We start from the raw sequence: 23,768 nt of genomic DNA, 5'->3' as shown, positions 1-23,768 counted from the left end.
TGCCACCAATCGCGCGCGTTATATCCGGTAACTCGCTGATCAGAAAGCCAATTTTATCAATCATGGCGTTACGTTCTTTCTATTTATGTTCGACGTCGCAGGCCTCTAGCCTTGGGTTGGCGCATCTGGATGCGCCCCAAAACAACCAGAGGATCCTGATATGAACTCCGCACTTGGACTGGGGGCTTTTCCCCGTCGCCGTACCTTCGGTGTACTCACCGCCAGCTTGCTGACCTTCTCCGTTAACGCCGCGCCGCTGACCCGCGATAACGGTGCCGCAGTGGGCGACAATCAGAACTCGCAGACTGCCGGCGCCAACGGCCCGGTGCTGCTGCAGGATGTGCAACTGATTCAGAAGTTGCAGCGTTTTGACCGTGAACGCATTCCCGAGCGCGTGGTTCACGCTCGCGGTACTGGCGCCCATGGCACCTTCACCGTGACCAACGATCTCAGCGACCTGAGCAAGGCCAAGGTGTTCGCCGCCGGCCAGAGCACGCCGGTGTTTGTGCGCTTCTCTGCGGTGGTGCACGGCAATCACTCGCCGGAAACCCTGCGTGATCCACGGGGTTTTGCCACCAAGTTCTACACGGCCGACGGCAACTGGGATCTCGTCGGTAACAATTTTCCGACCTTTTTCATCCGTGACGCGATCAAGTTTCCCGACATGGTGCATGCGTTTAAACCGGACCCACGGACTAACCTCGATGACGATTCGCGTCGCTTCGACTTCTTCTCCCATGTGCCGGAGGCCACTCGCACGCTGACCGAGTTGTATTCGAATTCGGGAACTCCCGCCAGTTATCGAGAAATGGACGGTAACGGCGTACATGCGTACAAGTTGATCAACGCCAAGGGCGAAGTTAACTATGTAAAGTTTCACTGGAAGAGCTTGCAGGGCATAAATAATCTGACGCCAAAGCAAGTCGCTAATGTTCAGGGTCAAGACTACAGTCATATGACCAATGATCTGGTGAGCAACATTAATAAAGGTAACTTCCCGAAATGGGACTTGTACATTCAAGTGCTGAAGCCACAAGATTTGTCCAAGTTTGATTTTGATCCATTGGACGCAACGAAGATCTGGCCGGGTGTTCCTGAGCGAAAAGTTGGACAAATGGTGTTGAACCGTAATCCGGCGAATGTCTTCCAGGAAACCGAACAAGTGGCCATGGCGCCAGCGAATATTGTTCCAGGTATCGAGCCTTCCGAAGACCGTTTGTTGCAAGGTCGAGTGTTCTCTTATGCCGATACGCAGATGTATCGCCTGGGTGCCAATGCGCTGCAATTGCCGATCAATGCGCCAAAAGTTGCCGTGAATAATGGCAATCAGGATGGCGCGATGAACTTCGGCGCCAGCAACAGCGGCGTGAACTATCAGCCGAGCCGACTGCAACCCCGAGACGAGACGCCAGGTGCGCGTTATAGCCAGTCGGCGCTGTCGGGCAGCACGCAGCAGGCGAAGATCCAGCGTGAGCAGAACTTCAAGCAGGCCGGTGATCTGTATCGCTCGTTCAGCCAGCAGGAGCGCAAGGACCTGATCGACAGCTTCGGCGGCTCGCTGGCGACCACCGATGAGGAGAGCAAGCACATCATCCTGTCCTTCCTTTATAAGGCCGACCCGGAATACGGGACCGGTGTGACCAAAGTGGCCAAGGGTGACCTGAGCCGGGTCAAGACGTTGGCGGCCAAACTGGCCGACTGATCTTGACACCGTGCAGCGCGGGGCCTGATTCAGGCCCCGTTCTGCCCAAGGAGAGTGTTTATGCGGCTCTATCTCTTACTGTTACTCGCCTGCCTGTCCTTTACAGCCCAGGCCGGGCAAAGCCCTGAGGCGATCAAGGCCCAGTTGCAGGATTACTATTTCGATGCCGCCCGGCGCGGTGACGTGCCGATGCTCGACACCTTCATCGAGTCCGGCTATTCCCTCGATACCCGCGACAGCAAAGGCTACACCGCGCTGATTCTCGCGGCTTATCACGGTCAAGCGCCGGCGGTGGAGCGGTTACTCGCGGCCGGCGCCGATGCCTGTGCGCAAGATCAACGCGGCAACACCGCGCTGATGGGGGCGATTTTCAAAGGTGAATTACAGATCGCCCGCCGTTTGATGGCCACCGATTGCAGCCCCGATCAGCGTAACGGCGCAGGGCAGACGGCGGCCATGTACGCCGGATTGTTCAAGCGCCTGGAATTGCTCGATGGGCTCAAGGCCAAGGGCGCCGACCTCAATGCCGAAGACCCATTGGGCAATAGCGCCGCGCGTCTGGCCAACGGCGAAATCCGCACCGCCGCGCCGCGCTGAGCGGTGGCTGCGTTATCATCGCGGTTTTTGCCGGGGGATCCAGATGGCCAAGGCCAAGCGCATGTACGGCTGCACTGAGTGCGGCGCAACCTTTCCCAAGTGGGCGGGCCAGTGCGGCGAGTGCGGCGCCTGGAACACCCTGACTGAAACCATGATCGAGAGCGGTGGTGCCACGGCGCCGACCGGCCGCACCGGTTGGGCCGGGCAGCAGGCGCAGATCAAGACGCTGGCCGAAGTCAGCATCGAAGAGATTCCGCGCTTCTCTACCGCGTCCGGTGAACTGGATCGGGTTTTGGGCGGCGGTCTGGTCGATGGTTCGGTGGTGTTGATCGGCGGTGATCCTGGCATCGGCAAATCGACGATCCTGTTGCAGACCCTGTGCAATCTCGCCAAGAGCATGCCGGCCCTTTATGTCACTGGCGAAGAATCCCAGCAGCAAGTGGCCATGCGCGCCCGGCGTCTCGGCTTGCCCCAGGATCAACTGCGGGTGATGACCGAAACCTGCATCGAAACCATCATCGCCACGGCCCGTCAGGAAAAGCCCAAGGTGATGGTGATCGACTCGATCCAGACGATCTTCACCGAACAGCTGCAATCGGCACCTGGCGGCGTATCGCAAGTGCGCGAGAGTGCGGCGTTGCTGGTGCGTTACGCCAAGCAAAGTGGTACGGCGATTTTCCTCGTCGGCCACGTCACCAAGGAAGGCGCTCTGGCGGGGCCTCGAGTTCTCGAGCACATGGTCGACACCGTGCTGTATTTCGAAGGCGAGTCCGATGGGCGTTTGCGTTTGCTGCGTGCGGTGAAAAACCGTTTCGGCGCCGTTAACGAACTCGGCGTGTTTGGCATGACTGATAAGGGTTTGAAAGAAGTCTCCAACCCGTCGGCGATTTTTCTCACTCGCGCGCAGGAAGAAGTCCCCGGCAGTGTGGTGATGGCAACGTGGGAAGGCACGCGGCCGATGCTGGTTGAAGTGCAGGCCTTGGTTGATGACAGTCATCTGGCCAATCCGCGCCGGGTGACGTTGGGGCTGGATCAGAACCGTTTGGCGATGTTACTGGCGGTTTTGCATCGCCATGGCGGGATTCCGACGCACGACCAGGATGTGTTTCTTAATGTGGTCGGTGGGGTGAAGGTGCTGGAGACGGCATCGGATCTGGCGCTGATGGCGGCGGTAATGTCGAGCCTGCGCAATCGGCCGTTGCCGCATGATCTGTTGGTGTTTGGTGAAGTGGGTCTGTCCGGCGAAGTGCGCCCGGTGCCGAGCGGGCAGGAGCGTTTGAAGGAGGCGGCCAAGCATGGCTTCAAACGGGCGATCGTGCCGAAGGGCAATGCGCCGAAGGAATCTCCTCCGGGTTTGCAGATCATTGCCGTGACCCGCCTCGAACAGGCCCTCGACGCATTGTTTGAGTGAACTCCACACCTGTGGGAGCGAGCCTGCTCGCGAAGGGGCCGTGTCAGTCGGCATCATTGCTCAATGACACACCGTCTTCGCGAGCAGGCTCGCTCCCACAGGGGCTTTGTATTGATGGCTAGATTTCGATCAGGGCGCCCAACTCGCGCTCCAGTTCGGCCTCGTCAGCCAGGTTCAGCTCGATCAAGCGCCGCAAGCGCTGGATCGATTCCAGGCTGATGTGCCGGCAGACAAAACCCAACTGGCCTTTTTCTTCATGGGCCAGTTGCACATCCATCTCGATATCGACGTCATCGCTCAAGTGAATGTCGACGAGAAAGTCCTTCGACTTGTCCCCCAGCCAAGGCTCCGGCCGTTCGATCAGCAGCCCCTTGAGCGACAGGTCGATCAGCTTGACCGGCCAGATGTACTCGCCCTGACTCAATTCAGTCTTGGCATCGAACGCGATACGTTTGAAGCGGCGACGCTCAGCTGGGTGCTCGCTCATGGCGCAATCCTCATGAAGGTTCGCTGACTATAGACCGCGAATGCGGGCGCCAGCCAATCGCTAAAGCGTCTAGACCAACGTCGGGGTATGGCCTTTGGCGCCGTAAGCGCTAAACTCGGGGTGGCTGTCTTTCTTGTCCACCCTGGCTGGAATAATAAAATGAAAAATAATAATAGCCTGCTACGCCACTTACCCTGGCTAGTGCTGGCAATCGTAGGAGCGTGCGCCCTGGGCGTAGTGGCATTGCGCCGCGGCGAGGCGATCAACGCCTTGTGGATTGTGGTCGCAGCCGTGGCCATTTATCTGGTCGCGTACCGTTACTACAGTCTGTTCATCGCCAACAACGTGATGCAACTTGATCCACGTCGGGCCACCCCCGCCGTGCTCAACAACGACGGTCTGGACTATGTGCCGACCAACAAACACATTCTTTTCGGTCACCACTTCGCTGCCATCGCTGGCGCGGGGCCTCTGGTCGGCCCGGTATTGGCCGCGCAGATGGGCTACTTGCCCGGCACGCTCTGGCTGATAGCTGGGGTGGTGCTGGCGGGCGCGGTGCAGGACTTCATGGTTCTGTTCATGTCGACCCGGCGCAACGGCCGTTCCCTGGGCGACATGGTGCGTGAAGAAATGGGCCGCGTGCCCGGCACCATCGCCCTGTTCGGCTGCTTCCTGATCATGATCATCATCCTCGCGGTGCTGGCGCTGATCGTGGTTAAAGCGCTGGCCGAGAGCCCGTGGGGCATCTTCACCGTGATGGCAACCATCCCGATCGCGATGTTCATGGGCATTTACATGCGCTACATCCGCCCGGGCCGCATCGGCGAGATCTCCGTGGTCGGCGTATTGCTGCTGCTCGGTTCGATCTGGCTCGGCGGGCAGATTGCTGCTGATCCGGTGTGGGCGAAGGCGTTCACCTTCACTGGCGTGCAGATTACCTGGATGCTGGTCGGTTACGGTTTCGTCGCGGCATCGTTGCCGGTGTGGCTGATTCTGGCGCCGCGCGACTACCTCTCCACGTTCCTGAAAATCGGCACCATCATCGCCCTGGCGATCGGCATTCTGGTGACCATGCCTGAGCTGAAAATGCCGGCGCTGACCCAGTTTGTCGATGGCACTGGCCCGGTGTGGAAGGGCGGTCTGTTCCCGTTCCTGTTCATCACCATCGCCTGCGGTGCGGTGTCCGGTTTCCACGCACTGATTTCTTCGGGCACCACGCCGAAGCTGCTGGATAACGAAACCAACGCCCGTTACATCGGTTACGGCGGCATGCTGATGGAGTCGTTCGTGGCGATCATGGCCATGGTTGCCGCGTCGGTGATCGAGCCAGGCGTGTACTTCGCCATGAACAGCCCGGCCGCCGTGGTCGGCAGTGATGTCGCTTCGGTTGCGCAAGTTGTCTCCAGCTGGGGCTTCGCGATCACGCCGGAAGCGCTGCAAGCCGTGGCGCATGACATTGGTGAAACCACCATTCTGGCCCGTGCCGGTGGTGCGCCGACCCTGGCGGTCGGTATCGCGCAGATCCTGCACAGTGTCCTGCCGGGTGAAAACACCATGGCGTTCTGGTACCACTTTGCGATTCTGTTCGAAGCGCTGTTCATTCTGACGGCTGTGGATGCGGGCACTCGTGCCGGACGTTTCATGCTGCAGGATCTGCTCGGCTCCTTCGTGCCGGCGCTGAAACGTACCGAGTCGTGGACTGCCAACCTGATCGCCACCGCCGGTTGTGTGGCGATGTGGGGCTGGTTGCTGTACCAGGGCGTGATCGATCCGCTGGGCGGCATCAATACCTTGTGGCCATTGTTCGGTATCTCCAACCAGATGCTGGCCGGTATCGCGCTGATGCTCGGCACCGTGGTCCTGATCAAAATGAAGCGCCAGCGCTACATTTGGGTCACCCTGCTGCCGGCTACCTGGCTGCTGATTTGCACCACGACTGCAGGCTTCATCAAACTGTTCGATGCCAACCCGGCGATCGGCTTCCTGTCGCTGGCCAAGAAATACAGCGATGCGCTGGCCAATGGTCAGGTGCTGGCACCGGCAAAAAGCGTCGAGCAGATGCAGCACGTGATCTTCAACGCTTACACCAACGCAACGCTCACCGCGCTGTTCCTGTTCGTGGTCTTCAGCATCCTGTTCTATGCGCTCAAGGTCGGCATCGCCGCCTGGGGCAAAAAAGAGCGCACGGATAAAGAATCGCCATTCCAGGCCCTGCCGGATGCGTAACCAGAGGATTGCAGCATGTTCAATGACCTGAGTCGCCTCGGTAAATACCTCGGTCAGGCCGCGCGCCTGATGGTCGGCATGCCCGACTACGACACCTACGTCGAGCATATGCAAACCAAGCACCCGGACAAACCGGTGATGAGCTACGAGATGTTCTTCCGCGAACGTCAGGAAGCCCGTTACGGTGGCAAGGGTGGGCCGAAGTGCTGTTGAGCTGACAGCCTGCGGTTGAGGTAATCCCCTGTGGGAGCGAGCCTGCTCGCGAATACGGAGTGTCAGTTGATGAATGATTTGACTGACACACCGCTTTCGCGAGCAGGCTCGCTCCCACAGTTGTTTTTGTGTTGTTCATTCATTTTGTGAAGGGGATCTGTTTTGTCTTCTCCCATACCTGTAACGGTACTCAGCGGTTTCCTCGGCGCCGGCAAGACCACTTTGCTGCGCCATATTTTGAAAGCCGAGCACGGCCTGAAAATCGCCGTGATCGAAAACGAATTCAGCGACGCCGGCATCGACACGCAGTTGCTGGGTGATGAGCCGGTGCAAGTCATGACCCTGGCCAACGGCTGCGTCTGCTGCACTATTCACACTGACCTGACCAAGGCGCTGTACTTGCTGCTTGAGCGTCTGGACAGTGGCGAGATCGCCTTTGATCGTCTGGTCATCGAGTGTACCGGTCTGGCCGACCCTGCTCCGGTGGCACAGACCTTCTTCATCGACGAAGAACTGCGCGAGCGTTACCTGCTCGACGGCATCATCACCCTGGTCGATGCCGCCCATGCGGACGTGCATCTGAGCCAGACCATCGCTCAGGCGCAGATCGGTTTTGCCGACCGTTTGCTGGTGAGCAAGACCGATCTGGTCGACGAAGCCACGTTCAGCGCACTGAGCGAACGCCTGACGCGGATCAACCGTCGCGCGCCGATCCGTGTGGTTGAACACGGCAGCATCGATCTGGCTGAACTGCTGGATGTGCGCGGCTTCAACCTCAACGCCGATCTTGGCGGTGGGTTGAGCCTGCGCCCGGTGAGCAAGGCGCCGTCGATTGATCGTATTTCCAGTTTGGTATTGCGCACCGATCAGCCGCTGGATATCGATCAGCTCAGCGAGTTCATGAATGAACTGCTGGAAGAACACGGCAAGCAATTGCTGCGTTACAAGGGTGTGCTGAACATTGCCGGTGAGGATCGGCGGTTGGTGTTTCAGGGCGTGTTGAAGCTTTACGGTTTCGACTGGGACACTGAATGGGCCGAGGGTGAGGCGCGGGAAAGTGTGATTGTGTTTATTGCTGATGATTTGCCGGAAGAGAAGATTCGGGCGGGGTTTGCCAGAGTGGCTTCTGCCTGATGGATCTCGGTTGTCAGTGATGGCCTCTTCGCGAGCAGGCTCGCTCCCACAGTAATTCGCATTCTGTCAGGAGGAATGCAGTTCACTGTGGGAGCGAGCCTGCTCGCGAAGGCGATCTAACCGACAGCACAATGCTCAAGGTCTGAACCCAGCAGGGTCTCCTCAAGATGATCCAGATGCTGATTCATCAGCATGCCAGCCTTGGAAGCATCGCCACGCTCGACTGCCTCAACCAGCGCCAAATGCTCCTGCCATGCGCAACAGCTATGCGTCTGGCACTGACTTCGCGCAATCGCCAATGACGTCAGCGGCACCAGACTGCCAAGAAAATGCGCCAACGGTGCATTACCCGCCATCTGCGCCAAGTGCAGATGAAACTCTCCCGACAAGCGAATCGCCGCCCCGCGCCGATTCTGCTCAACGGCCTGACGCTCGCGCTCGATCAACCCGCGCAGCCGTTTCAAACCTTCCGCTTGCGGACGTTGGCAGGCCAGACGCACCAAGGTGTTTTCGGCCAGTCGCCGCGCATGCAGAGCCTGCCGCGTCTGCTCCCGATCGGGTGCTGCCACACGCGGCCGATGATTGGCGCGCAGCACAATGACCTGCTCAAGCGACAACTGCGTCAGCACCCGCCGCACATCGGCACGACTGGCGCAGAACATCTCTTTCAAACTGTCCTCGGTAAATCGGCTGGTCGAATCGATGCGCTGTTCCAGAATCGCATCGAACAGTCGCGGATAAAGACCCTCTGCCGGTTCGCGGAGGCGGGAGAAGGGCAGGGGCGTAGTAGTCGATTGGGTTTGCGACGGTGAGGCGAAACTGTTCATGACCGGTCTCCCATTGGATCAGCGACTCAGGTTGTCTTCCGGAATATTCAACTCAATCCCCATCCGCTGGCCTTCGCGCAAAATGTGCCGACGCATTTCGGCGCTGGCCTGTGCGCTGTTCTTGCTACGAATGGCGCGCACCACGGCTTCGTTTTCTTCCAAGCGCTCAGCCAGATGCTCCGGCGAATTGCGCAGCACCTCGGCGCTCTGCTTGAGGGCGTTGCTGGTCTGCTGCACCACGCTCTGGAAGATCGGATTCGACGTGAGCGTGAACAGCTCCTCGTGAAAGGCGATGTAAGCGCTGACCCCAGCGTCGCTGTCGCCGGCTTCAAGGGCTTCGCGCATGTCCATCAAAGTCAGGCGCAACTGGCCGACTTCCTTGCTGCTGATCGACTGCGCGACCAGGCCGACGATAAACGGCTCAAGGGTGTAACGCAGTTGCAGCACGTCTTCCAGGCTGGCGCCGGCGACTGCACTGTCGTGGCTCTGGCTGTCGCTCAGTTGTGCGTCGAGGACGACCACGCCTTTGCCCGGCATCGAACGCACCAGACCAAGGGTTTCCAGGACGATCACCGCTTCACGCAGGCTCGGGCGGCTGATGCCCAATTGTTCGGCCAGTTCGCGCTGGCCCGGCAGCATGTCGCCGGAGCGCCACTGGCCACGGGCCAATGCGGCGCGCAGTTTTTCTACGACTGAGTTGACGACGGTTGATGTGGTAATCACTTGTCTTGCTCCATGTGCCTAAAGGGGCGCCGCAAACCGGGATCAAAAGATCGCCACTTGCGGCAGCGCCGATAGGGTTGAAATCAGAACTCCTGCTGGTGCGCCGGAGTTGCTGTTTTACGCGGCTGAAAGGTGTAGCCCTGCTGACCGCTGAGTACTTTGTTGGCGCGTTGTACGTCGATGTCTTTTTCCCAACGGGCGATGGCGACGGTGGCGACGCAGTTGCCGATCAGATTGGTGAGTGCCCGGCCGATGCCCATGAACCAGTCCACCGCCAGCACCAGCACCAGACCGACTACCGGGATTGCCGGAATCGCTGTCAGCGTGGCCGCCAGAATTACCAGTGCCGACCCGGGAATACCGTGGGCGCCTTTTGAGGTAATCAGCGACACCAGCAGAATCGTCAGCAAATCAGTCATCGCCAGTGGAGTGCCGGTGGCGTTGGCGATGAAGACGATGGCCAGGGTCAGGTAGATCGAGAAACCGTCGAGGTTGAACGAGTAGCCGGTCGGAATCACCAGGCCTACGGTCGAGCTGCCGATGCCGAGGTGTTCGAGTTTGCGCATGATCTGTGGCAGCACGGCGTCGGACGATGCCGTGCCCATGACGATCAGCAGTTCTTCGCGCAGATACTTGAGCAGTGGCCACATGCGCAGGCCGGATGCACGCATCACCAGACCAAGAATCACGCTGACGAAAGCGATGCAGGTCAGGTAGAACAAACCGACCAGGCTACCTAGATGTTGCAGGGAGTCGAGGCCATATTTGCTGGTGGTGAAAGCGATGGCGCCGAACACGCCGATCGGTGCCAGACGCACGATCATGCCCATGATGCGGAAGATCACATGGCTCAGTTCGTTGATCAGTCGCGAGATCCCGGAAGCTGCTTCGCCGACCAGATTCAACGCGCTACCGAACAGCACCGAAAACAGCAGCACTTGCAGGATGTTGTTGTCAGCGAAGGCGCCGATCACCGAGGTCGGGATCAGGTCCATGAGGAACTGCGTGGTGGTGTGCATGTGCTGGCTGCGTTCGGCGAGATCGCCCATGTCGGCGGCCGACAGCTGCTCTAAATGAATATTCGCGCCGCTGCCGATGCCGGTGCTGAAGGCGAACACCAGACCGATCACCAGCGCGATGGTGGTCAACACTTCGAAGTAGATCACCGACTTGAGGCCGATGCGCCCGACCTTCTTCAGATCGCCCGCGCCGCTGATGCCGCTGACCACCACGCAGAACACGATCAGGCCGATGAGCATCTTGATCAGTTTGATGAAGCCGTCGCCGAGCGGTTTGAGCTGGGCCGAGTATTCAGGAAGGGTCAGCCCGCAGACGATGCCGAGCACCAGTCCGAGAACCACTTGGAGGAAGATTGAACGCGAGCACCATCTGAGCATGGGAGGAATCCTGGTCGGTGTCCCGGCTGCTGGCGCTTGCACGCTCAGATTCAGGACTTAATTATTGTGGTCTTACCGGTATGTCCAGTGCGGGTGCAGTCTACGCTCGGTTTTTTCGGAATGACAAGTGAAAACAGCAAAATTGGCATGACCGGTCTGACCAGTGGCCATAGCCACGTGTAGGAGCTGCCGAAGGCTGCGATCTTTTGATCTTGTTTTTAAGATCCAGATCAAAAGATCGCAGCCTGCGGCAGCTCCTACACGGGAAATCAGGGGCGAAAAAAAACCGGCCAATCACTTGGCCGGTTTTTCATGCTGCGGATTTAACGTCGCATCAAGCGCCGTATACCGGCAGTTTCTTGCAGATGGCTTTGACTTTCTCACGAACGGCGTCGATCACCGCTTCGTTGTTCAGGTCAGCCAGGATATCGCAGATCCAGCCGGCCAGCTCTTTGCACTCTGCAACCTTGAAGCCGCGAGTGGTCACAGCCGGAGTACCGAAGCGCAGGCCGGAAGTGACGAACGGCGAGCGTGGATCGTTTGGCACGGAGTTCTTGTTCACGGTGATGAACGCTTTGCCCAGAGCGGCGTCGGCGTCTTTACCGGAGATGTCCTGCTTGATCAGCGACAGCAGGAACAGGTGGTTCTTGGTACCACCGGAGACTACGTCGAAACCGCGCTCGATGAACACTTCGGCCATGGCCTGGGCGTTCAGCACCACTTGTTCCTGGTAGGCCTTGAACTCAGGCTGCAGCGCTTCCTTGAAGCAGATCGCTTTAGCGGCGATCACGTGCTCCAGCGGGCCACCCTGGGCGCCCGGGAATACCGCGGAGTTCAGCTTCTTCTCGATGTCGGCGTTGGCGCGCGCCAGGATCAGGCCGCCACGTGGACCGCGCAGGGTCTTGTGCGTGGTGGTGGTCACGACGTCAGCGAAAGGCACCGGGTTCGGGTAGACACCTGCGGCAACCAGACCGGCCACGTGAGCCATGTCGACGAACAGGTAAGCGCCTACTTTGTCAGCGATTGCGCGGAAGCGCGGGAAATCCAGAATCTGCGAGTAGGCAGAGAAACCGGCTACGATCATTTTCGGCTTGTGCTCAACCGCCAGACGCTCGACTTCGTCGTAGTCGATCAGGCCGTTGGCGTCGATGCCGTACTGCACAGCGTTGTACAGTTTGCCGGAGGAGGAAACGCTGGCGCCGTGGGTCAGGTGACCGCCGTGGGCCAGGCTCATGCCCAGAATGGTGTCGCCACCTTGCAGCAGGGCCAGGTAAACAGCAGCGTTGGCTTGCGAACCGGCATGTGGCTGAACGTTGGCGTAATCGGCGCCGAACAGTTCTTTTGCACGGTCGATGGCCAGTTGCTCAACGATGTCGACGTACTCGCAACCACCGTAGTAACGCTTGCCTGGGTAGCCTTCAGCGTACTTGTTGGTCAGGACCGAGCCTTGAGCTTCCATCACCGCTGGGCTGGTGTAGTTTTCCGAAGCGATCAGCTCAATGTGTTCTTCCTGGCGCTGAGCTTCTTGCTCCATGGCGGCAAAAAGGTCGGCGTCGTACTTGGCAATAGTCAAATCACGGCTGAACATGGCGGTCCTCAAGGATCGGGGGCAGAAAAGGGGGGCATTCTAACCCAATGGGTTTTGGATGGCATATGAAACGACATCATGTCGCAGACAAGTGGCGTTCATGACAGATGTGCGGTGCTTTTGAAGGCCGCTTCGCGAGCAGGCTCGCTTCCACAGTAACCGGGAAGCTCTTGCGATTTTCTGACCGGCATCAATCCCTTGTGGGAGCGAGCCTGCTCGCGAATGCCGCGCCGCCGATGTTCAGTCGAACATGAACAGCGCGTCATTGCTGAACTGCGCCTCAAACCGCCCCGCCGGCATCGGCCGCCCGAACAGATAGCCCTGAACCTCATCGCAGCCATGCTCACGCAGGAAGTCCAGTTGCTCATGGGTTTCCACGCCTTCGGCGATTACCGCCAGATTCAGGCTGTGGGCCATGGCGATGATCGCCCGGGCAATCTGCGCGTCCTGCTCACCGGACGGCAAGCCATCGACGAATGTGCGGTCGATCTTCAGCACGTCGATCGGGAATTGTTTGAGGTAGTTCAGCGATGAGTAACCAGTGCCGAAGTCATCGACCGCGATGCTCAGGCCAAGGTTTTTCAGCCCGGCGAGAATCTGCATGGCCTCGCTGACTTCACGCATCAGGATACTTTCGGTCAGTTCCAGCTCCAGGCACGCCGGCGGCAGGCCGGTTTCGCGCAGGATCGTCGCGATCCGCGTGCCGAGCTGGCCGTCGGAGAACTGCCGCGCGGAAATGTTCACCGAGACCTTCGGCACGCGCACGCGATTCTGGTGCCAGGTCTTCAACTGACGGCACGCCTCGCTGATCACCCAGTCGCCAACGTCCACCACCAGACCGAGCTCTTCGAGCACCGGGATGAAATCCCCCGGCGGCACCAGCCCGCGACGCGGATGACGCCAGCGCAGCAGCGCTTCAGCGCCGGTCAGACGCTTGCCGTCGCCACTGAACTGCGGCTGGTAATACAGGACGAATTCGTTCTGTTCCAAGGCATGGCGCAAGTCGCTTTCCAGCTCCAGACGCTCCAGCGCACTGGCGTTCATGTCGGCCTGATAGAACTGGAAGTTGTTCTTGCCGCGTTCCTTGGCGTGGTACATCGCCGTGTCGGCGTTCTTCATCAACTGGCTGAGTTCGTTGCCGTCCTGCGGACTCAGGGCGATGCCGATACTGGCGGTGACGAAGAACTCGCGGCCTTCAAGCACGAACGGCCGCACCAGGCTGCCGAGAATCTGTTCGGCGACATGGATCGCCCGGTTCAGCGCCATTTCGCGGCTGGAGCGATGTTGCAGCAACAGCGTGAATTCGTCGCCGCCCATGCGCGCCACGGTGTCGTCATCGTCGACGCAGGCCAACAAGCGCGTGGCCATGTCTTTCAACATGCGGTCGCCGGCGGCGTGGCCGAGGGAGTCGTTGATCGGTTTGAAATGGTCGAGGTCGAGGAACATCAGCACCACCCACGACTTCTGCCGTTCGGCCGATTGCAGCGCGGTGTGCAGGCGATCCTGGAACAGCGTGCGGTTCGGCAAATGGGTCAGGGCGTCGTAGTAGGCGAGGCGGTGAATCCGCTGTTCGCTGGCCTTGCGCTCGCTGATGTCGCTGAAGAAGCACACATAGCTGGCCAGATCGCCTTCGTCGTCGAGCACCGCGGTGATGCCGACCCACGCCGGGTAATGCTCGCCGTTACGGCGCTTGAGCCAGACTTCGCCTTCCCAGGTGCTGTGCTGGTGCAATTGTTTGAGCACGTAGCGCAGATGCGCGTCCTGCTGCTCATCGACGGTGAGCATGTTCGGCAACTGGTCGAGCACTTCGCTCACGGCGTAACCGCTGACGCGGCTGAACGCTTCGTTGGCTTGCACGATGTAGCCGGCCGGATCGGTGATGAGGATTGCCGAGGTCGAGTGCTCGAATACCGTGGCAGCCATGCGCAGGTCTTTCTCGGCGCGGCGCTGCTGACTGATGTCGCGACCGACACCGAGTACGCCTTCGAACGCGCCGTGCTCGTCCCACACCAGCACCAGGCGCAGCTCGATCGGGATCTTGCGGCCATCGGCGCGCAGGCAGTCGAACAGGAACATTTGCGTCTGCACCTGATTGCGCAACACCGCCAGTTGCTCGGGTTTGTCCAGCGCCTTGCTGACCCGATCCATCAGCGTGTAGATGCCGCTCAGTTGCTGCGGGTTGGCGATGGTCGATTGCCAGCCGTTCTGGAAAATCCACTCGGCGTCGTAACCCAGCACAGCCTGCACCGACGGGCTGACGTAGTTCAGCGAGAGCTTGCTGTCGGTGGAGAAAATCACGTCGCTGATGCTTTCGGCGAGCATGCGGTAGCGCTGCTCGCTGTCACGCAGGGATTCACTGGCTTCGATCTGTTCGGTGATGTCCTTGGCCACGCCGATGATCCGCGTGACCTGATCGTGTTTGTCGCGAGCCAATGCCTGTTCGCGAATATCGAAACGCCGCCACTTGCCGTCGCGATGACGGAAACGCAACTGGCATTGCAACAACTGACTGTAACCGGCGTGGCGCTGCAACTGGCGCGAGCGATGGTAGTAGTCGGCGTCTTCCGGGTGCAGGAGGATTTCCCAGAAGTACTCGCCCATCTGGTGCAGTTCGGTGCGGTTGTAGCCGAGGGTCTGGCCGAGGTGGTGGTTGCTGAAAATCATCCGCTGGCTGATCACGTCCTGCACATACAGATGATCCGGCACGGTGCGCACTACGTCCGACCAGAAGCCTTCGCGCTCGAGCAGCGACAATTCGATCAGCTTGCGGCTGGTAATGTCGTTGATGCTGAGGATCACGGCTTTGTAGTCGTGCTGCTCGGTCGGCAGGCGCAATACCATCCACAGGTGTTGGTCGCGACCGTTGATGTCCGGCAGTTTGATTTCCAGTTCCAGCTGCTTTTGTTGCTGCAGCACGGCATCGAGGACTTGATTGCCGATGGCGCACTGGCGGTGTGGATGGCCGTCGATCAACAGTTGCCAGGCGTGCTCGCAGGAGTTGACGTTGAGCAGTTGCAGCGCGACCTGGTTGACCTCGGTGACGCGCAATTCCTGCAACAGTTGCTGGCGCTGCTGCGGTTGGTCGAGCCAGGCTTTGAGCTGGTCACTGGTCTGGATCTGCGCCTTGTCGAAGACCTGCTTGAGGCCGGACAGGTCCAGCACGCACAGGGCCACGCCAGTGCCTTCGAAAATGTCCTGATAGCGCCGGCGACCCTCATGCAACTGGCGCTGGCGGCGGCGCATGTTCAACAGCGCAATCACCGGCAGCATCGAGAACGCCAGGCCCAACAGGCATTTGCCAATGAACGCCGGTAGCAGTTCTTCGAGCACGCGCTGGCGGTCGAACAGGCCACGCAGTTGCCAGTCGCTGCTGCTTAGCGGCACGGTCAGCACGGTGTTGGCGAGGTCGTCCGGGCTCAGCACGCCGGGCTTGGCCGAGGGCAACGCTTCATCGCGGCTGATGATCTGATGGTTGATGCGGTTTTCCACCAGCCACAACGGACGCAGACCGGTGTCACCCTGTTTGGTCAGCGAGTCGAAGAACGTCGGGGTCAGGCGTAACGCCCAATAACCGCGCGTGCTGCCGCTGGCCTGATGTAGTAACAGATGCACCACCGAACCGTCGTCGGCGTTGCTGAAGTAATGCGCCTGTGCACGGCTGCGGCGCACCAGTTCGCTCAGGTAATCGGCGTCGTGGCTGTTGTCGGCACTGTCGCTGATGATTTTGCCGGAAGGGGTGAGCAACGCCAGGCTACGCAGATCGGGGAGCGATTGCTGGAGCTTGCGCAGCAGCGCCTGCTGTTCGTCGGCTGATTGCGGTTGTTCGACGATCGGTAGCAGGTTGAGGGCGATTTGCGCGTTCAGCGCCATGTTCAGGCTGACCTGTGAAGCGAGGTCGGCGGTGTAATCGATGGTGTACTGACGCTGGTTTTTCTGGGTTTCGCGCAATTGGTCGAGCAGTTGCCAGAACAGCAACGCGAGCAACAAAAGCACGAGTGTCGCCAGCGCACCCTTTAATGTACCGCGCAGGGACGAGCCGGGCGCCGGTGGGGTGCTGCTCACAGAGGCTGGCGGAGTGACATTGGACAAGCTGGAATCCTGCGGTTTGGCTGGACTGGCGCGACGTGCACTATAAGCCGGACGCCCAAAGGGCGGCTAGCATGCCTTGAGTTGTGGCGAAGTGCCAGCCCCGCTCGGCTGGACTGCCACCGGTCATTAAGGTAGCTTTGCCGGTTACGCGGGAGCGTTCCAGCTCCTAGACTCAGACTTTTTCAGCGCGCACGCATTGATAACCATCAAGTGAACGACGCGCATGGTCTGGCCGGGCATCGCCTGCGCTGCAATCATTCATCTGTCACTGACCCAAGGTTCTCCATGGCTCAATACGTCTTCACCATGCATCGGCTGGGCAAAGTTGTTCCGCCGAAGCGGGAAATTCTCAAAAACATTTCGCTGTCGTTCTTCCCCGGCGCCAAGATCGGCGTACTCGGCCTCAACGGTTCGGGTAAGTCCACGCTGCTGAAAATCATGGCTGGCGTCGACACCGAGTTCGAGGGCGAAGCTCGTCCGATGCCGGACCTGAACATCGGTTATCTGCCACAAGAGCCACAACTTGATCCGACCAAGACCGTGCGTGAAGTGGTCGAGGAAGCGGTCAGCGTGATCAAGGATGCGCAAGCGCGTCTTGACGAGGTCTACGCCGCTTACGCCGATCCGGATGCCGACTTCGACAAACTGGCAGCCGAGCAAGCCAAACTCGAAGCGATCCTGCAGGCAAGCGATGGTCACAACCTTGAGCGCCAACTGGAAGTCGCCGCCGATGCGCTGCGTCTGCCGGCCTGGGACGCCAAAGTAGAACACCTGTCCGGTGGTGAAAAGCGTCGTGTGGCCCTGTGCCGCCTGCTGCTGTCCGCCCCGGACATGCTGCTGCTCGACGAACCAACCAACCACTTGGACGCCGACTCCGTAGCGTGGCTGGAGCACTTCCTGCACGACTTCCCGGGCACTGTGGTAGCGATCACGCACGACCGTTACTTCCTCGACAACGTGGCTGGCTGGATTCTCGAACTCGACCGCGGCGCGGGCATCCCGTACGAAGGCAACTACTCGGGTTGGCTCGAAGCCAAGTCCGATCGTCTGGCCGCCGAATCCAAGCAGCAGTCGGCGCACGAAAAAGCCATGAAGGAAGAACTGGAGTGGGTGCGCAAAGGCGCGAAAGCCCGCCAGTCGAAATCCAAGGCACGTCTGCAACGCTTCGAAGAAATGCAATCGCAGGAATTCCAGAAGCGCAGCGAAACCAACGAGATCTACATCCCGGCCGGTCCACGCCTGGGCGACAAGGTCATCGAATTCAAGAACGTCACCAAGGGCTACGGCGATCGCGTCCTGATCGACAACCTGTCGTTCGCGATGCCGAAAGGCGCCATCGTCGGCGTGATCGGTGGTAACGGTGCCGGTAAGTCGACCCTGTTCCGCATGCTGATGGGCAAGGAAACACCGGATTCGGGCAGCATCGAAGTCGGCGAAACCGTGCAACTGGCCTGCGTCGATCAGAGCCGCGATGACCTGGATGGCAGCAAGACTGTGTTCCAGCAAATCTCCGACGGTTCCGATCAGATTCGCATCGGCAACTACGAGATCCCGTCGCGCACCTACGTCGGTCGCTTCAACTTCAAGGGCGGCGATCAGCAGAAGTTCGTCAAGGACCTGTCCGGTGGTGAGCGCGGTCGTCTGCACTTGGCGCTGACCCTGAAGGAGGGCGGCAACGTCCTGCTGCTCGACGAACCGTCCAACGACCTCGACGTTGAAACCCTGCGTTCCCTGGAAGAAGCCCTGCTGGACTTCCCGGGCGCTGCAATTGTGATCTCTCACGATCGGTGGTTCCTTGACCGTGTGGCGACACACATCCTGGCGTACGAAGACGACTCGCAAGCGATTTTCTTCGAAGGCAACTACACCGAGTACGAAGCCGATCGCAAGAAACGCCTCGGCGAAGCGGCTGCCCAGCCGCACCGCGTACGTCACAAGAAACTGGCCTGATTCGGGTTGGTTGCAAAAAGAGCGGAGCCTTCGGGCTCCGTTTTTTTTGCCCGGTTTTTCGGGAGTGCCGATATGACCCCTTCGCGAGCAGGCTCGCTCCCACCTTTGAAATGCATTCCCCTGTGGGAGCGAGCCTGCTCGCGAAAGCGGTATAACTTTTGGTGCAGATCTCAAATTTGGTCTCACCATTCAGGTGCAAAACAGGTCAAAAAAACTTCGAATTTATATCCTGTGCACCATTTAATTTCATAACTGCGACATTTTGCTCTGTTCCTGTGCGCATTTCGTTTGTTACAGTCCGGCCCAATCTCCTCCAACGACAATAAATTTGCCGAGACTTTTCCCATGATCGAATCCGTCGAATCCGTCGAATCCGTCGAATCCTTCCTCGCCCGCCTGAAAAAACGCGACCCGGATCAACCCGAATTTCACCAGGCCGTCGAAGAAGTCCTGCGCAGTCTGTGGCCTTTTCTCGAGGCCAATCCGCACTACCTGACCTCGGGAATTCTGGAGCGCATCTGCGAACCGGAGCGCGCCGTGGTGTTCCGCGTGTCGTGGGTCGACGATCAAGGCAAAGTCCAGGTCAATCGCGGTTTCCGCATCCAGATGAACAGCGCCATCGGCCCGTACAAGGGCGGCTTGCGCTTCCATCCTTCGGTGAACATCGGCGTGCTGAAATTCCTCGCCTTCGAACAGACCTTCAAAAACTCGCTGACCTCGCTGCCCATGGGCGGCGGCAAGGGCGGCTCGGACTTCGATCCGAAGGGCAAGAGTGACGCCGAAGTCATGCGTTTCTGCCAGGCGTTCATGAGCGAGTTGTATCGCCACATCGGCGCTGACGTTGACGTACCGGCCGGTGATATCGGCGTCGGTGCGCGCGAGATCGGTTTCCTCTTCGGCCAGTACAAACGCCTGAGCAACCAATTCACCAGCGTCCTCACCGGCAAAGGCATGACTTACGGCGGCAGCCTGATTCGGCCGGAAGCCACCGGTTTTGGCTGCGTCTACTTCGCTGAAGAAATGCTCAAGCGCCGCGAGCAGACCGTCGAAGGCAAACGCGTGGCGATTTCCGGTTCCGGCAACGTGGCGCAGTACGCCGCGCGCAAGGTGATGGACCTGGGCGGTAAGGTGATTTCTCTGTCCGACTCAGAAGGCACGTTGTATTGCGAAGCCGGGCTGAGCGAAGAGCAGTGGCTGGCGCTGCTGGAGCTGAAAAACGTCAAACGCGGACGCATCAGCGAATTGGCCGCAGCGTTCGGCCTGGAATTCCGCGCCGGTCAGCTGCCGTGGTCGTTGCCGTGCGACATCGCGCTGCCGTGCGCCACGCAGAACGAACTAGACGCAGAAGCCGCGCGCACATTGCTGCGCAATGGCTGCGTGTGCGTGGCCGAAGGCGCGAACATGCCGACCACACTGGAGGCTGTGGATATCTTTATCGAGGCCGGCATTCTCTTCGCCCCGGGCAAAGCCTCCAACGCCGGCGGTGTCGCAGTTAGCGGTCTGGAGATGTCGCAGAACGCCATGCGTCTGCTGTGGACGGCGGGTGAGGTGGACAGCAAGTTGCACGCGATCATGCAGTCGATCCACCACGCTTGCGTGCATTACGGCGAAGAGAACGGGCGGATCAACTACGTCAAAGGCGCGAACATCGCCGGCTTCGTCAAAGTCGCCGACGCAATGCTCGCGCAGGGCGTGGTTTAAGCCGGTTCGATGCGGATCACTTCAATCATTTGATCGCCGGCGGGGCGCTGCCACAGCACCTCGTCGTTGAGTCGGGCGCCAAGCAGCGCCCGGCCCAGCGGTGAACCCCAATTGATCAGGCCTTTGCTGGCATCGGCCTGATCCTCGCCGACCAGTTGCACGCGGCGTTCGGTGTCGTGTTCGTCAGCGTAGGTCACCCAACTGCCGATCTGCACTTTGTCCCTGGACGTAGCGGCAACCGCCACTTGTGCGCTGCTCAGGCGCTGATTGAAATAACGCAAATCACGTTGCAGATCCGCCAGCCGTTGCTTGTCGGCCTGCTCACCTCTGGCTGATTGTTCGGCATGCAGGGTTTGCAGTTCGGCGACTTTTTCCTGCAACTGCGCCAGCCCTTGCGCGGTGACGTAATTGGGCTGCTCGCTGACCTGCCGTTCGACCGGCTGATCGGCTTGTGCGGCGGCGTTGTCTTCGTTGACGAATGCGCGACTCATGGTGTCCTCCTCATATGAGGTTTGGGCCATGCTCGCAGGCATTTGGTTTCACTGGATGTCTGGGAGCGACCTATTGCGAGCGATAAGCCCGCCCGGCGTCCTGATCTTTCTGTTGCTGCCAGGCGCGCTCGCGTTCGTCCCAGTGTTCGTTGCGGTACTGCTCGCGATCCTTGTTTTCCAGCATTGCCTGACACTGGCGGAAGCCGTCGGTCCAGCCTTCGGCGTATTGCTTGTCCTTGAGATAACGCGGCACGTTCTTGCGAAACTCGCCGCTGATCGAACCGGCCGCCTGACGACCGCTGATGCAGCCGTCATCGAAGCCGTCGGCGAAGGCCGGTGGATAACCCTTGGCGATCAAGTCTTCATGGGTGGTCTGGCAACCGCCCAGTAACAGCACAACACCCAGCAAACCCGCACACCGCCACATCGCACTCTCCCGCGCCGGTTGTCCGGCTTACGGGGAAAGTCTAGAAGCTGATTCATGACACGGCTGTCGAAGCCCCGTGAAAAATCCATTAACACCACAAGACCAAATGTGGGAGCGAGCCTGCTCGCGAATGCAATCGGTCATTCAACAAAGATGCTGACTGACCCACCGCTTTCGCGAGCAGGCTCGCTCCCACAGCGGGAATTTGTCGGGCTTCAGATCAGTAGTGATACCACTTCACTTCAAGCATGACTTCGGTTTCCGGCGTGGCGAGATGGCTGAACTCACGCTGCGCACTCAGCCGCAATCCTAGGTTGCGCGACAATTCCCACTGCTGATTGAGACTCAGACTGCGGCGCACTTCGCCATTGAAGAAGTAATCGCCTTTAGCCTCCAGACTGAGATTGCCCAACGGGTTTTTCCACAACACGCCGGTATTGAAACCGCCGGCCGGGGATACAAACTCGGAAAAATCGTTGTTGTGCTCAACGCGCACGGTGCCGAGGGCAAAACCCAGCACGTCATCACCCAAGGCCCAGGTGCCGCCACCACCGCCATTGACGTGGCTGACCAGCGTTTCGTCATCATGCTTGCCCGGTACGCGCTCAAGACCGCCAGTGACTTGCCACGACAGTGGCTGCAGCAGCTCATTGCGCGGTGTCAGCGAGCGAATCGTCGCCAGATCCAATTGCTGGAACTGCCAGTGATTGCCTTCGTACTGACGCAACTTCATCTGCAGGATCTCGATTTGTGCGCCGAGCGGGAAGCTTTCGGCGTTGTCATTGAGATCGTGATAGGCCATGCGCAAGCCGTACTCACCGAATGCACGATCACCACGGGTGCCGAGACCGGCCTGCCAGGTACGCGATTCGTGGCCGTCTTCCGGCAAGCCTGGCTGCGGGATGTCCAACTCAGGCGCGGGGTTCTTGTTGATCGCCCGCAGCAGTTCGAAACTGCGCTGCGCCCGTTGCGGGTCACGCTCCTGGCCGTTGGCGCGGTAGCGTTCAAGACGATATGCAGCGTCGATGATCAACGCTTGACGGTCACGGGGCAGGGCTTTGAAAGCCGGATCCTGCAACTGTTGTTGATCGGCGCTGACGTTCAGCACCCATTGCTGTTCGTCACTGTTCAATGGCTCGGCGCGGCTGAGCAGTTCGCGCTCGCGGGACGGACGATATTCGATGCTTTCCACCAGCCCGGCTTCTTTAACCGCTTTAACGGTGTCCGTGGGTATCGCGGTCAACGGGAATTGTTCGGTCAGGCGCAGGCTCGGCCGTGCCACCTGCAGCAACTCAAGCAGCCGATACGAACAGTTTTCGTCGAAGAAGAAATAGTCGAACTGGATCTGCTTCAGCTCCCACACATGCTCGACCATGCGCGCGGTTTCTTCTTGCGTCAGGTTGAGCCGGTATTCCCACAGATCACGGTTTTCCAGGCTGCGGTATTCGGAGAGTTTTTCCTGATACGGCACCAGGGCGAACAGTCCCGGATAGCCGCCCATCAAACCTTTCCAGGCATACAGAATGCTGTTGTCCGAACCTTCGATGTAGGCGCCGAAGTTGATCGCGTAACTGAGCAGCGAGGTCTTGTCGGCCTGCACATCGGCCTGATCGATACGCAGCAGGGTGTGGCCGAACATCGATGACGGACTGTTCAAATACGCCGCCGGGAAGATCATCACCGCGCTGTGCGGCGAAACATCCTTGAACCACTTCTTGTATTCGGCGCATGCCGGTGTCGGCAGATCGCTGAGATTGAGTTGCGCTTTCAGCCAGCGAGTGCGCGCCGGATAAACGCATTGCGCATGTTGCTCGCCAAGACTGGCCGGGGCGTACAGCGCTTGCACGGTGGCCGCCAGTTCATGATCGGGATGTTCATTGCCATCGGGCGCCAGAAAGAACTTCTTGTCGCTGACATAGCTGCGCCAGCCGCCAAGCTTGGCGGTTTCGTAATGACCGAGGGAAATCCAGAAGCGGTCGTTGGCCAGTTGCTGCAAACGTTGAGGATCGATGGTTGGCGCGGCGGACAGCGGGGCGCAGACACAGAGCGCCAGCCAGGCAAGGCGTTTGAGCATAGTCGGCAACTTGAACAGGAAAGAAATAAAGACCCAAGGAGGGCGGGCCGAAAAAACAAAACCCGCTTCCCGAAGGAAGCGGGTGGGGTCGAGCTTAAGCCTGAGTTGCGTACTTGGCCAGACGAGGATCCGATTTCAGTACGGCCAGGGTGTTGGTATGCACGTCTTCAGCGGTCACGTCAGCCTTGCTGAAGATTTGCTGGAAGTGCTCGTGAGTCACAGCAGCGAAGTGCGCACGGTCTTCCGGCGCCACGCCCAGTACCACGGCATAAGTCGTCAGCGCTTCGCCGTTGCCTTTAGCCATGTCTTCGGACAGCTCGTTCATCATGCCATTCATGGCAAACCAGGATTTGCCGCCGTAGGTCAGCGAAGCGTTGGTCGAGCAGCCGTTGGTGCCGGACGTCATCCCGAAGGTGGCGTTACCGGAAGTGCCGTTGGTGGTGGAAGCGAGGAAGTGCGCCGGGGTGCCACGCTGACCTTCGAACAGCATGTTGCCCCAACCGCAATCCGGGCCGCCTGGAGCTTGCGCCATTGCGTTGATGGATACAGCGGTGAAGAGAGTACCGAGAAGAATCCGTTTCATAGCTTTTTTCTCTTTGTGTGCATACCAATGGACAGGGTTCTGACACCTGGCGGTGCCAGTGGGCCAGTATTAGTTCCAGCCGCGCAGTTTGGAGTTTAGGCACGTTCCTGGGGTTCCGTGAGTTTTTACAAAAGATTTGGCGATAACC

At 59.4% G+C, this 23,768-nt stretch carries 18 protein-coding genes; 8 read left to right on the top strand and 10 right to left on the bottom strand.

Translation table 11 applies throughout. The features are described 5' to 3' along the window. Positions 1–160 precede the first annotated feature (160 nt). The 3 genes from katB to radA are packed head-to-tail and all read left to right on the top strand — an operon-like array spanning position 161 to position 3,710. Positions 161–1,702: a catalase KatB gene (katB, locus tag HU718_RS26390; RefSeq protein ID WP_186614029.1), complete on the top strand. Its 1,542-nt coding sequence runs from the start codon at positions 161–163 to the stop codon at positions 1,700–1,702. Positions 1,703–1,762: 60 nt separating this feature from the next. Further along, entirely contained in the window at positions 1,763–2,299 is a 537-nt protein-coding gene (locus tag HU718_RS26385; RefSeq protein ID WP_186614027.1) for an ankyrin repeat domain-containing protein, read from the top strand. A 43-nt stretch (positions 2,300–2,342) separates the two neighbouring features. Beyond that, positions 2,343–3,710 carry a DNA repair protein RadA gene (gene radA / locus HU718_RS26380; protein WP_007909773.1) on the top strand — a complete coding sequence of 456 codons (1,368 nt, stop codon included), beginning with the start codon at positions 2,343–2,345 and terminating at the stop codon, positions 3,708–3,710. A 118-nt stretch (positions 3,711–3,828) separates the two neighbouring features. Here the strand turns inward: radA and HU718_RS26375 are convergent, their stop codons facing one another. Next, positions 3,829–4,197: a PilZ domain-containing protein gene (locus HU718_RS26375; protein ID WP_150730071.1), complete on the bottom strand. Its 369-nt coding sequence runs from the start codon at positions 4,195–4,197 to the stop codon at positions 3,829–3,831. 159 nt (positions 4,198–4,356) lie between these two features. Between HU718_RS26375 and HU718_RS26370 the strand changes: the two genes are divergently transcribed. From HU718_RS26370 to yjiA, 3 genes are all read left to right on the top strand, one after another. Then, on the top strand, positions 4,357–6,423 hold the full coding sequence (locus HU718_RS26370; RefSeq protein ID WP_016986185.1) for a carbon starvation CstA family protein: 2,067 nt from the start codon (positions 4,357–4,359) through the stop codon (positions 6,421–6,423). Between the two features lie 15 nt (positions 6,424–6,438). Beyond that, positions 6,439–6,636, top strand: a complete 198-nt coding sequence (locus tag HU718_RS26365) for a YbdD/YjiX family protein (RefSeq protein WP_003228401.1) — start codon at positions 6,439–6,441, stop codon at positions 6,634–6,636. A gap of 162 nt (positions 6,637–6,798) precedes the next feature. Then, positions 6,799–7,770, top strand: a complete 972-nt coding sequence (gene yjiA / locus HU718_RS26360) for a GTPase (RefSeq protein ID WP_150706874.1) — start codon at positions 6,799–6,801, stop codon at positions 7,768–7,770. Positions 7,771–7,886: 116 nt separating this feature from the next. On the opposite strand, the gene HU718_RS26355 is transcribed toward yjiA, so the two are convergent. The 5 genes from HU718_RS26355 to morA all read right to left on the bottom strand — a co-directional run bounded on the left by HU718_RS26355 (position 7,887) and on the right by morA (position 16,394). Further along, positions 7,887–8,597, bottom strand: coding sequence for a GntR family transcriptional regulator (locus HU718_RS26355; protein ID WP_186614025.1), 711 nt, complete (start codon positions 8,595–8,597; stop codon positions 7,887–7,889). Between the two features lie 18 nt (positions 8,598–8,615). Next, positions 8,616–9,320: a FadR/GntR family transcriptional regulator gene (locus HU718_RS26350; protein WP_123448187.1), complete on the bottom strand. Its 705-nt coding sequence runs from the start codon at positions 9,318–9,320 to the stop codon at positions 8,616–8,618. 83 nt (positions 9,321–9,403) lie between these two features. Next, positions 9,404–10,717 (bottom strand): C4-dicarboxylate transporter DctA, encoded by a 1,314-nt coding sequence (locus tag HU718_RS26345; protein WP_110720273.1) that lies wholly within the window; start codon positions 10,715–10,717, stop codon positions 9,404–9,406. Between the two features lie 334 nt (positions 10,718–11,051). Continuing rightward, positions 11,052–12,305 (bottom strand): serine hydroxymethyltransferase, encoded by a 1,254-nt coding sequence (gene glyA / locus HU718_RS26340; RefSeq protein ID WP_077574612.1) that lies wholly within the window; start codon positions 12,303–12,305, stop codon positions 11,052–11,054. A gap of 240 nt (positions 12,306–12,545) precedes the next feature. Continuing rightward, complete coding sequence (gene morA / locus HU718_RS26335; RefSeq protein ID WP_217868255.1) at positions 12,546–16,394, bottom strand: cyclic di-GMP receptor MorA; 3,849 nt, start codon at positions 16,392–16,394, stop codon at positions 12,546–12,548. A 285-nt stretch (positions 16,395–16,679) separates the two neighbouring features. Between morA and ettA the strand changes: the two genes are divergently transcribed. Both ettA and gdhA read left to right on the top strand, forming a co-directional pair. Then, the gene (ettA, locus tag HU718_RS26330; RefSeq protein WP_016986192.1) at positions 16,680–18,344 is read left to right on the top strand and encodes an energy-dependent translational throttle protein EttA; all 1,665 of its coding nucleotides are present in this window, start codon (positions 16,680–16,682) and stop codon (positions 18,342–18,344) included. A 345-nt stretch (positions 18,345–18,689) separates the two neighbouring features. Continuing rightward, complete coding sequence (gdhA, locus tag HU718_RS26325; protein ID WP_186614021.1) at positions 18,690–20,045, top strand: NADP-specific glutamate dehydrogenase; 1,356 nt, start codon at positions 18,690–18,692, stop codon at positions 20,043–20,045. Here the strand turns inward: gdhA and HU718_RS26320 are convergent. From HU718_RS26320 to HU718_RS26305, 4 genes are all read right to left on the bottom strand, one after another. After that, positions 20,042–20,536: a GreA/GreB family elongation factor gene (locus tag HU718_RS26320; protein ID WP_150694649.1), complete on the bottom strand. Its 495-nt coding sequence runs from the start codon at positions 20,534–20,536 to the stop codon at positions 20,042–20,044. The two genes, gdhA and HU718_RS26320, sit on opposite strands and share 4 nt — an antisense overlap. 70 nt (positions 20,537–20,606) lie before the next feature. Continuing rightward, positions 20,607–20,963 carry a hypothetical protein gene (locus HU718_RS26315; RefSeq protein ID WP_038361731.1) on the bottom strand — a complete coding sequence of 119 codons (357 nt, stop codon included), beginning with the start codon at positions 20,961–20,963 and terminating at the stop codon, positions 20,607–20,609. Between the two features lie 220 nt (positions 20,964–21,183). After that, the gene (locus HU718_RS26310; RefSeq protein ID WP_186614019.1) at positions 21,184–23,037 is read right to left on the bottom strand and encodes an Lnb N-terminal periplasmic domain-containing protein; all 1,854 of its coding nucleotides are present in this window, start codon (positions 23,035–23,037) and stop codon (positions 21,184–21,186) included. Positions 23,038–23,131: 94 nt separating this feature from the next. Next, complete coding sequence (locus HU718_RS26305; RefSeq protein ID WP_007909797.1) at positions 23,132–23,620, bottom strand: DUF3015 domain-containing protein; 489 nt, start codon at positions 23,618–23,620, stop codon at positions 23,132–23,134. Positions 23,621–23,768 lie beyond the last annotated feature (148 nt).

This window comes from Pseudomonas tensinigenes, from assembly GCF_014268445.2.
Classification (GTDB): domain Bacteria; phylum Pseudomonadota; class Gammaproteobacteria; order Pseudomonadales; family Pseudomonadaceae; genus Aquipseudomonas; species Aquipseudomonas tensinigenes.
This window is presented reverse-complemented; position numbering and strand designations above follow the sequence as displayed.

Coding starts and splice junctions, on each gene's coding strand:
- HU718_RS26320 (WP_150694649.1), bottom strand. CDS start 20,536: ATGAGTCGCGCATTCGTCAACGAAGACAACGCCGCCGCACAAGCCGAT.
- HU718_RS26365 (WP_003228401.1), top strand. CDS start 6,439: ATGTTCAATGACCTGAGTCGCCTCGGTAAATACCTCGGTCAGGCCGCG.
- ettA (WP_016986192.1), top strand. CDS start 16,680: ATGGCTCAATACGTCTTCACCATGCATCGGCTGGGCAAAGTTGTTCCG.
- HU718_RS26305 (WP_007909797.1), bottom strand. CDS start 23,620: ATGAAACGGATTCTTCTCGGTACTCTCTTCACCGCTGTATCCATCAAC.
- katB (WP_186614029.1), top strand. CDS start 161: ATGAACTCCGCACTTGGACTGGGGGCTTTTCCCCGTCGCCGTACCTTC.
- HU718_RS26315 (WP_038361731.1), bottom strand. CDS start 20,963: ATGTGGCGGTGTGCGGGTTTGCTGGGTGTTGTGCTGTTACTGGGCGGT.
- HU718_RS26375 (WP_150730071.1), bottom strand. CDS start 4,197: ATGAGCGAGCACCCAGCTGAGCGTCGCCGCTTCAAACGTATCGCGTTC.
- gdhA (WP_186614021.1), top strand. CDS start 18,690: ATGATCGAATCCGTCGAATCCGTCGAATCCGTCGAATCCTTCCTCGCC.
- HU718_RS26310 (WP_186614019.1), bottom strand. CDS start 23,037: ATGCTCAAACGCCTTGCCTGGCTGGCGCTCTGTGTCTGCGCCCCGCTG.
- radA (WP_007909773.1), top strand. CDS start 2,343: ATGGCCAAGGCCAAGCGCATGTACGGCTGCACTGAGTGCGGCGCAACC.
- HU718_RS26345 (WP_110720273.1), bottom strand. CDS start 10,717: ATGCTCAGATGGTGCTCGCGTTCAATCTTCCTCCAAGTGGTTCTCGGA.
- glyA (WP_077574612.1), bottom strand. CDS start 12,305: ATGTTCAGCCGTGATTTGACTATTGCCAAGTACGACGCCGACCTTTTT.
- HU718_RS26355 (WP_186614025.1), bottom strand. CDS start 8,597: ATGAACAGTTTCGCCTCACCGTCGCAAACCCAATCGACTACTACGCCC.
- HU718_RS26385 (WP_186614027.1), top strand. CDS start 1,763: ATGCGGCTCTATCTCTTACTGTTACTCGCCTGCCTGTCCTTTACAGCC.
- HU718_RS26370 (WP_016986185.1), top strand. CDS start 4,357: ATGAAAAATAATAATAGCCTGCTACGCCACTTACCCTGGCTAGTGCTG.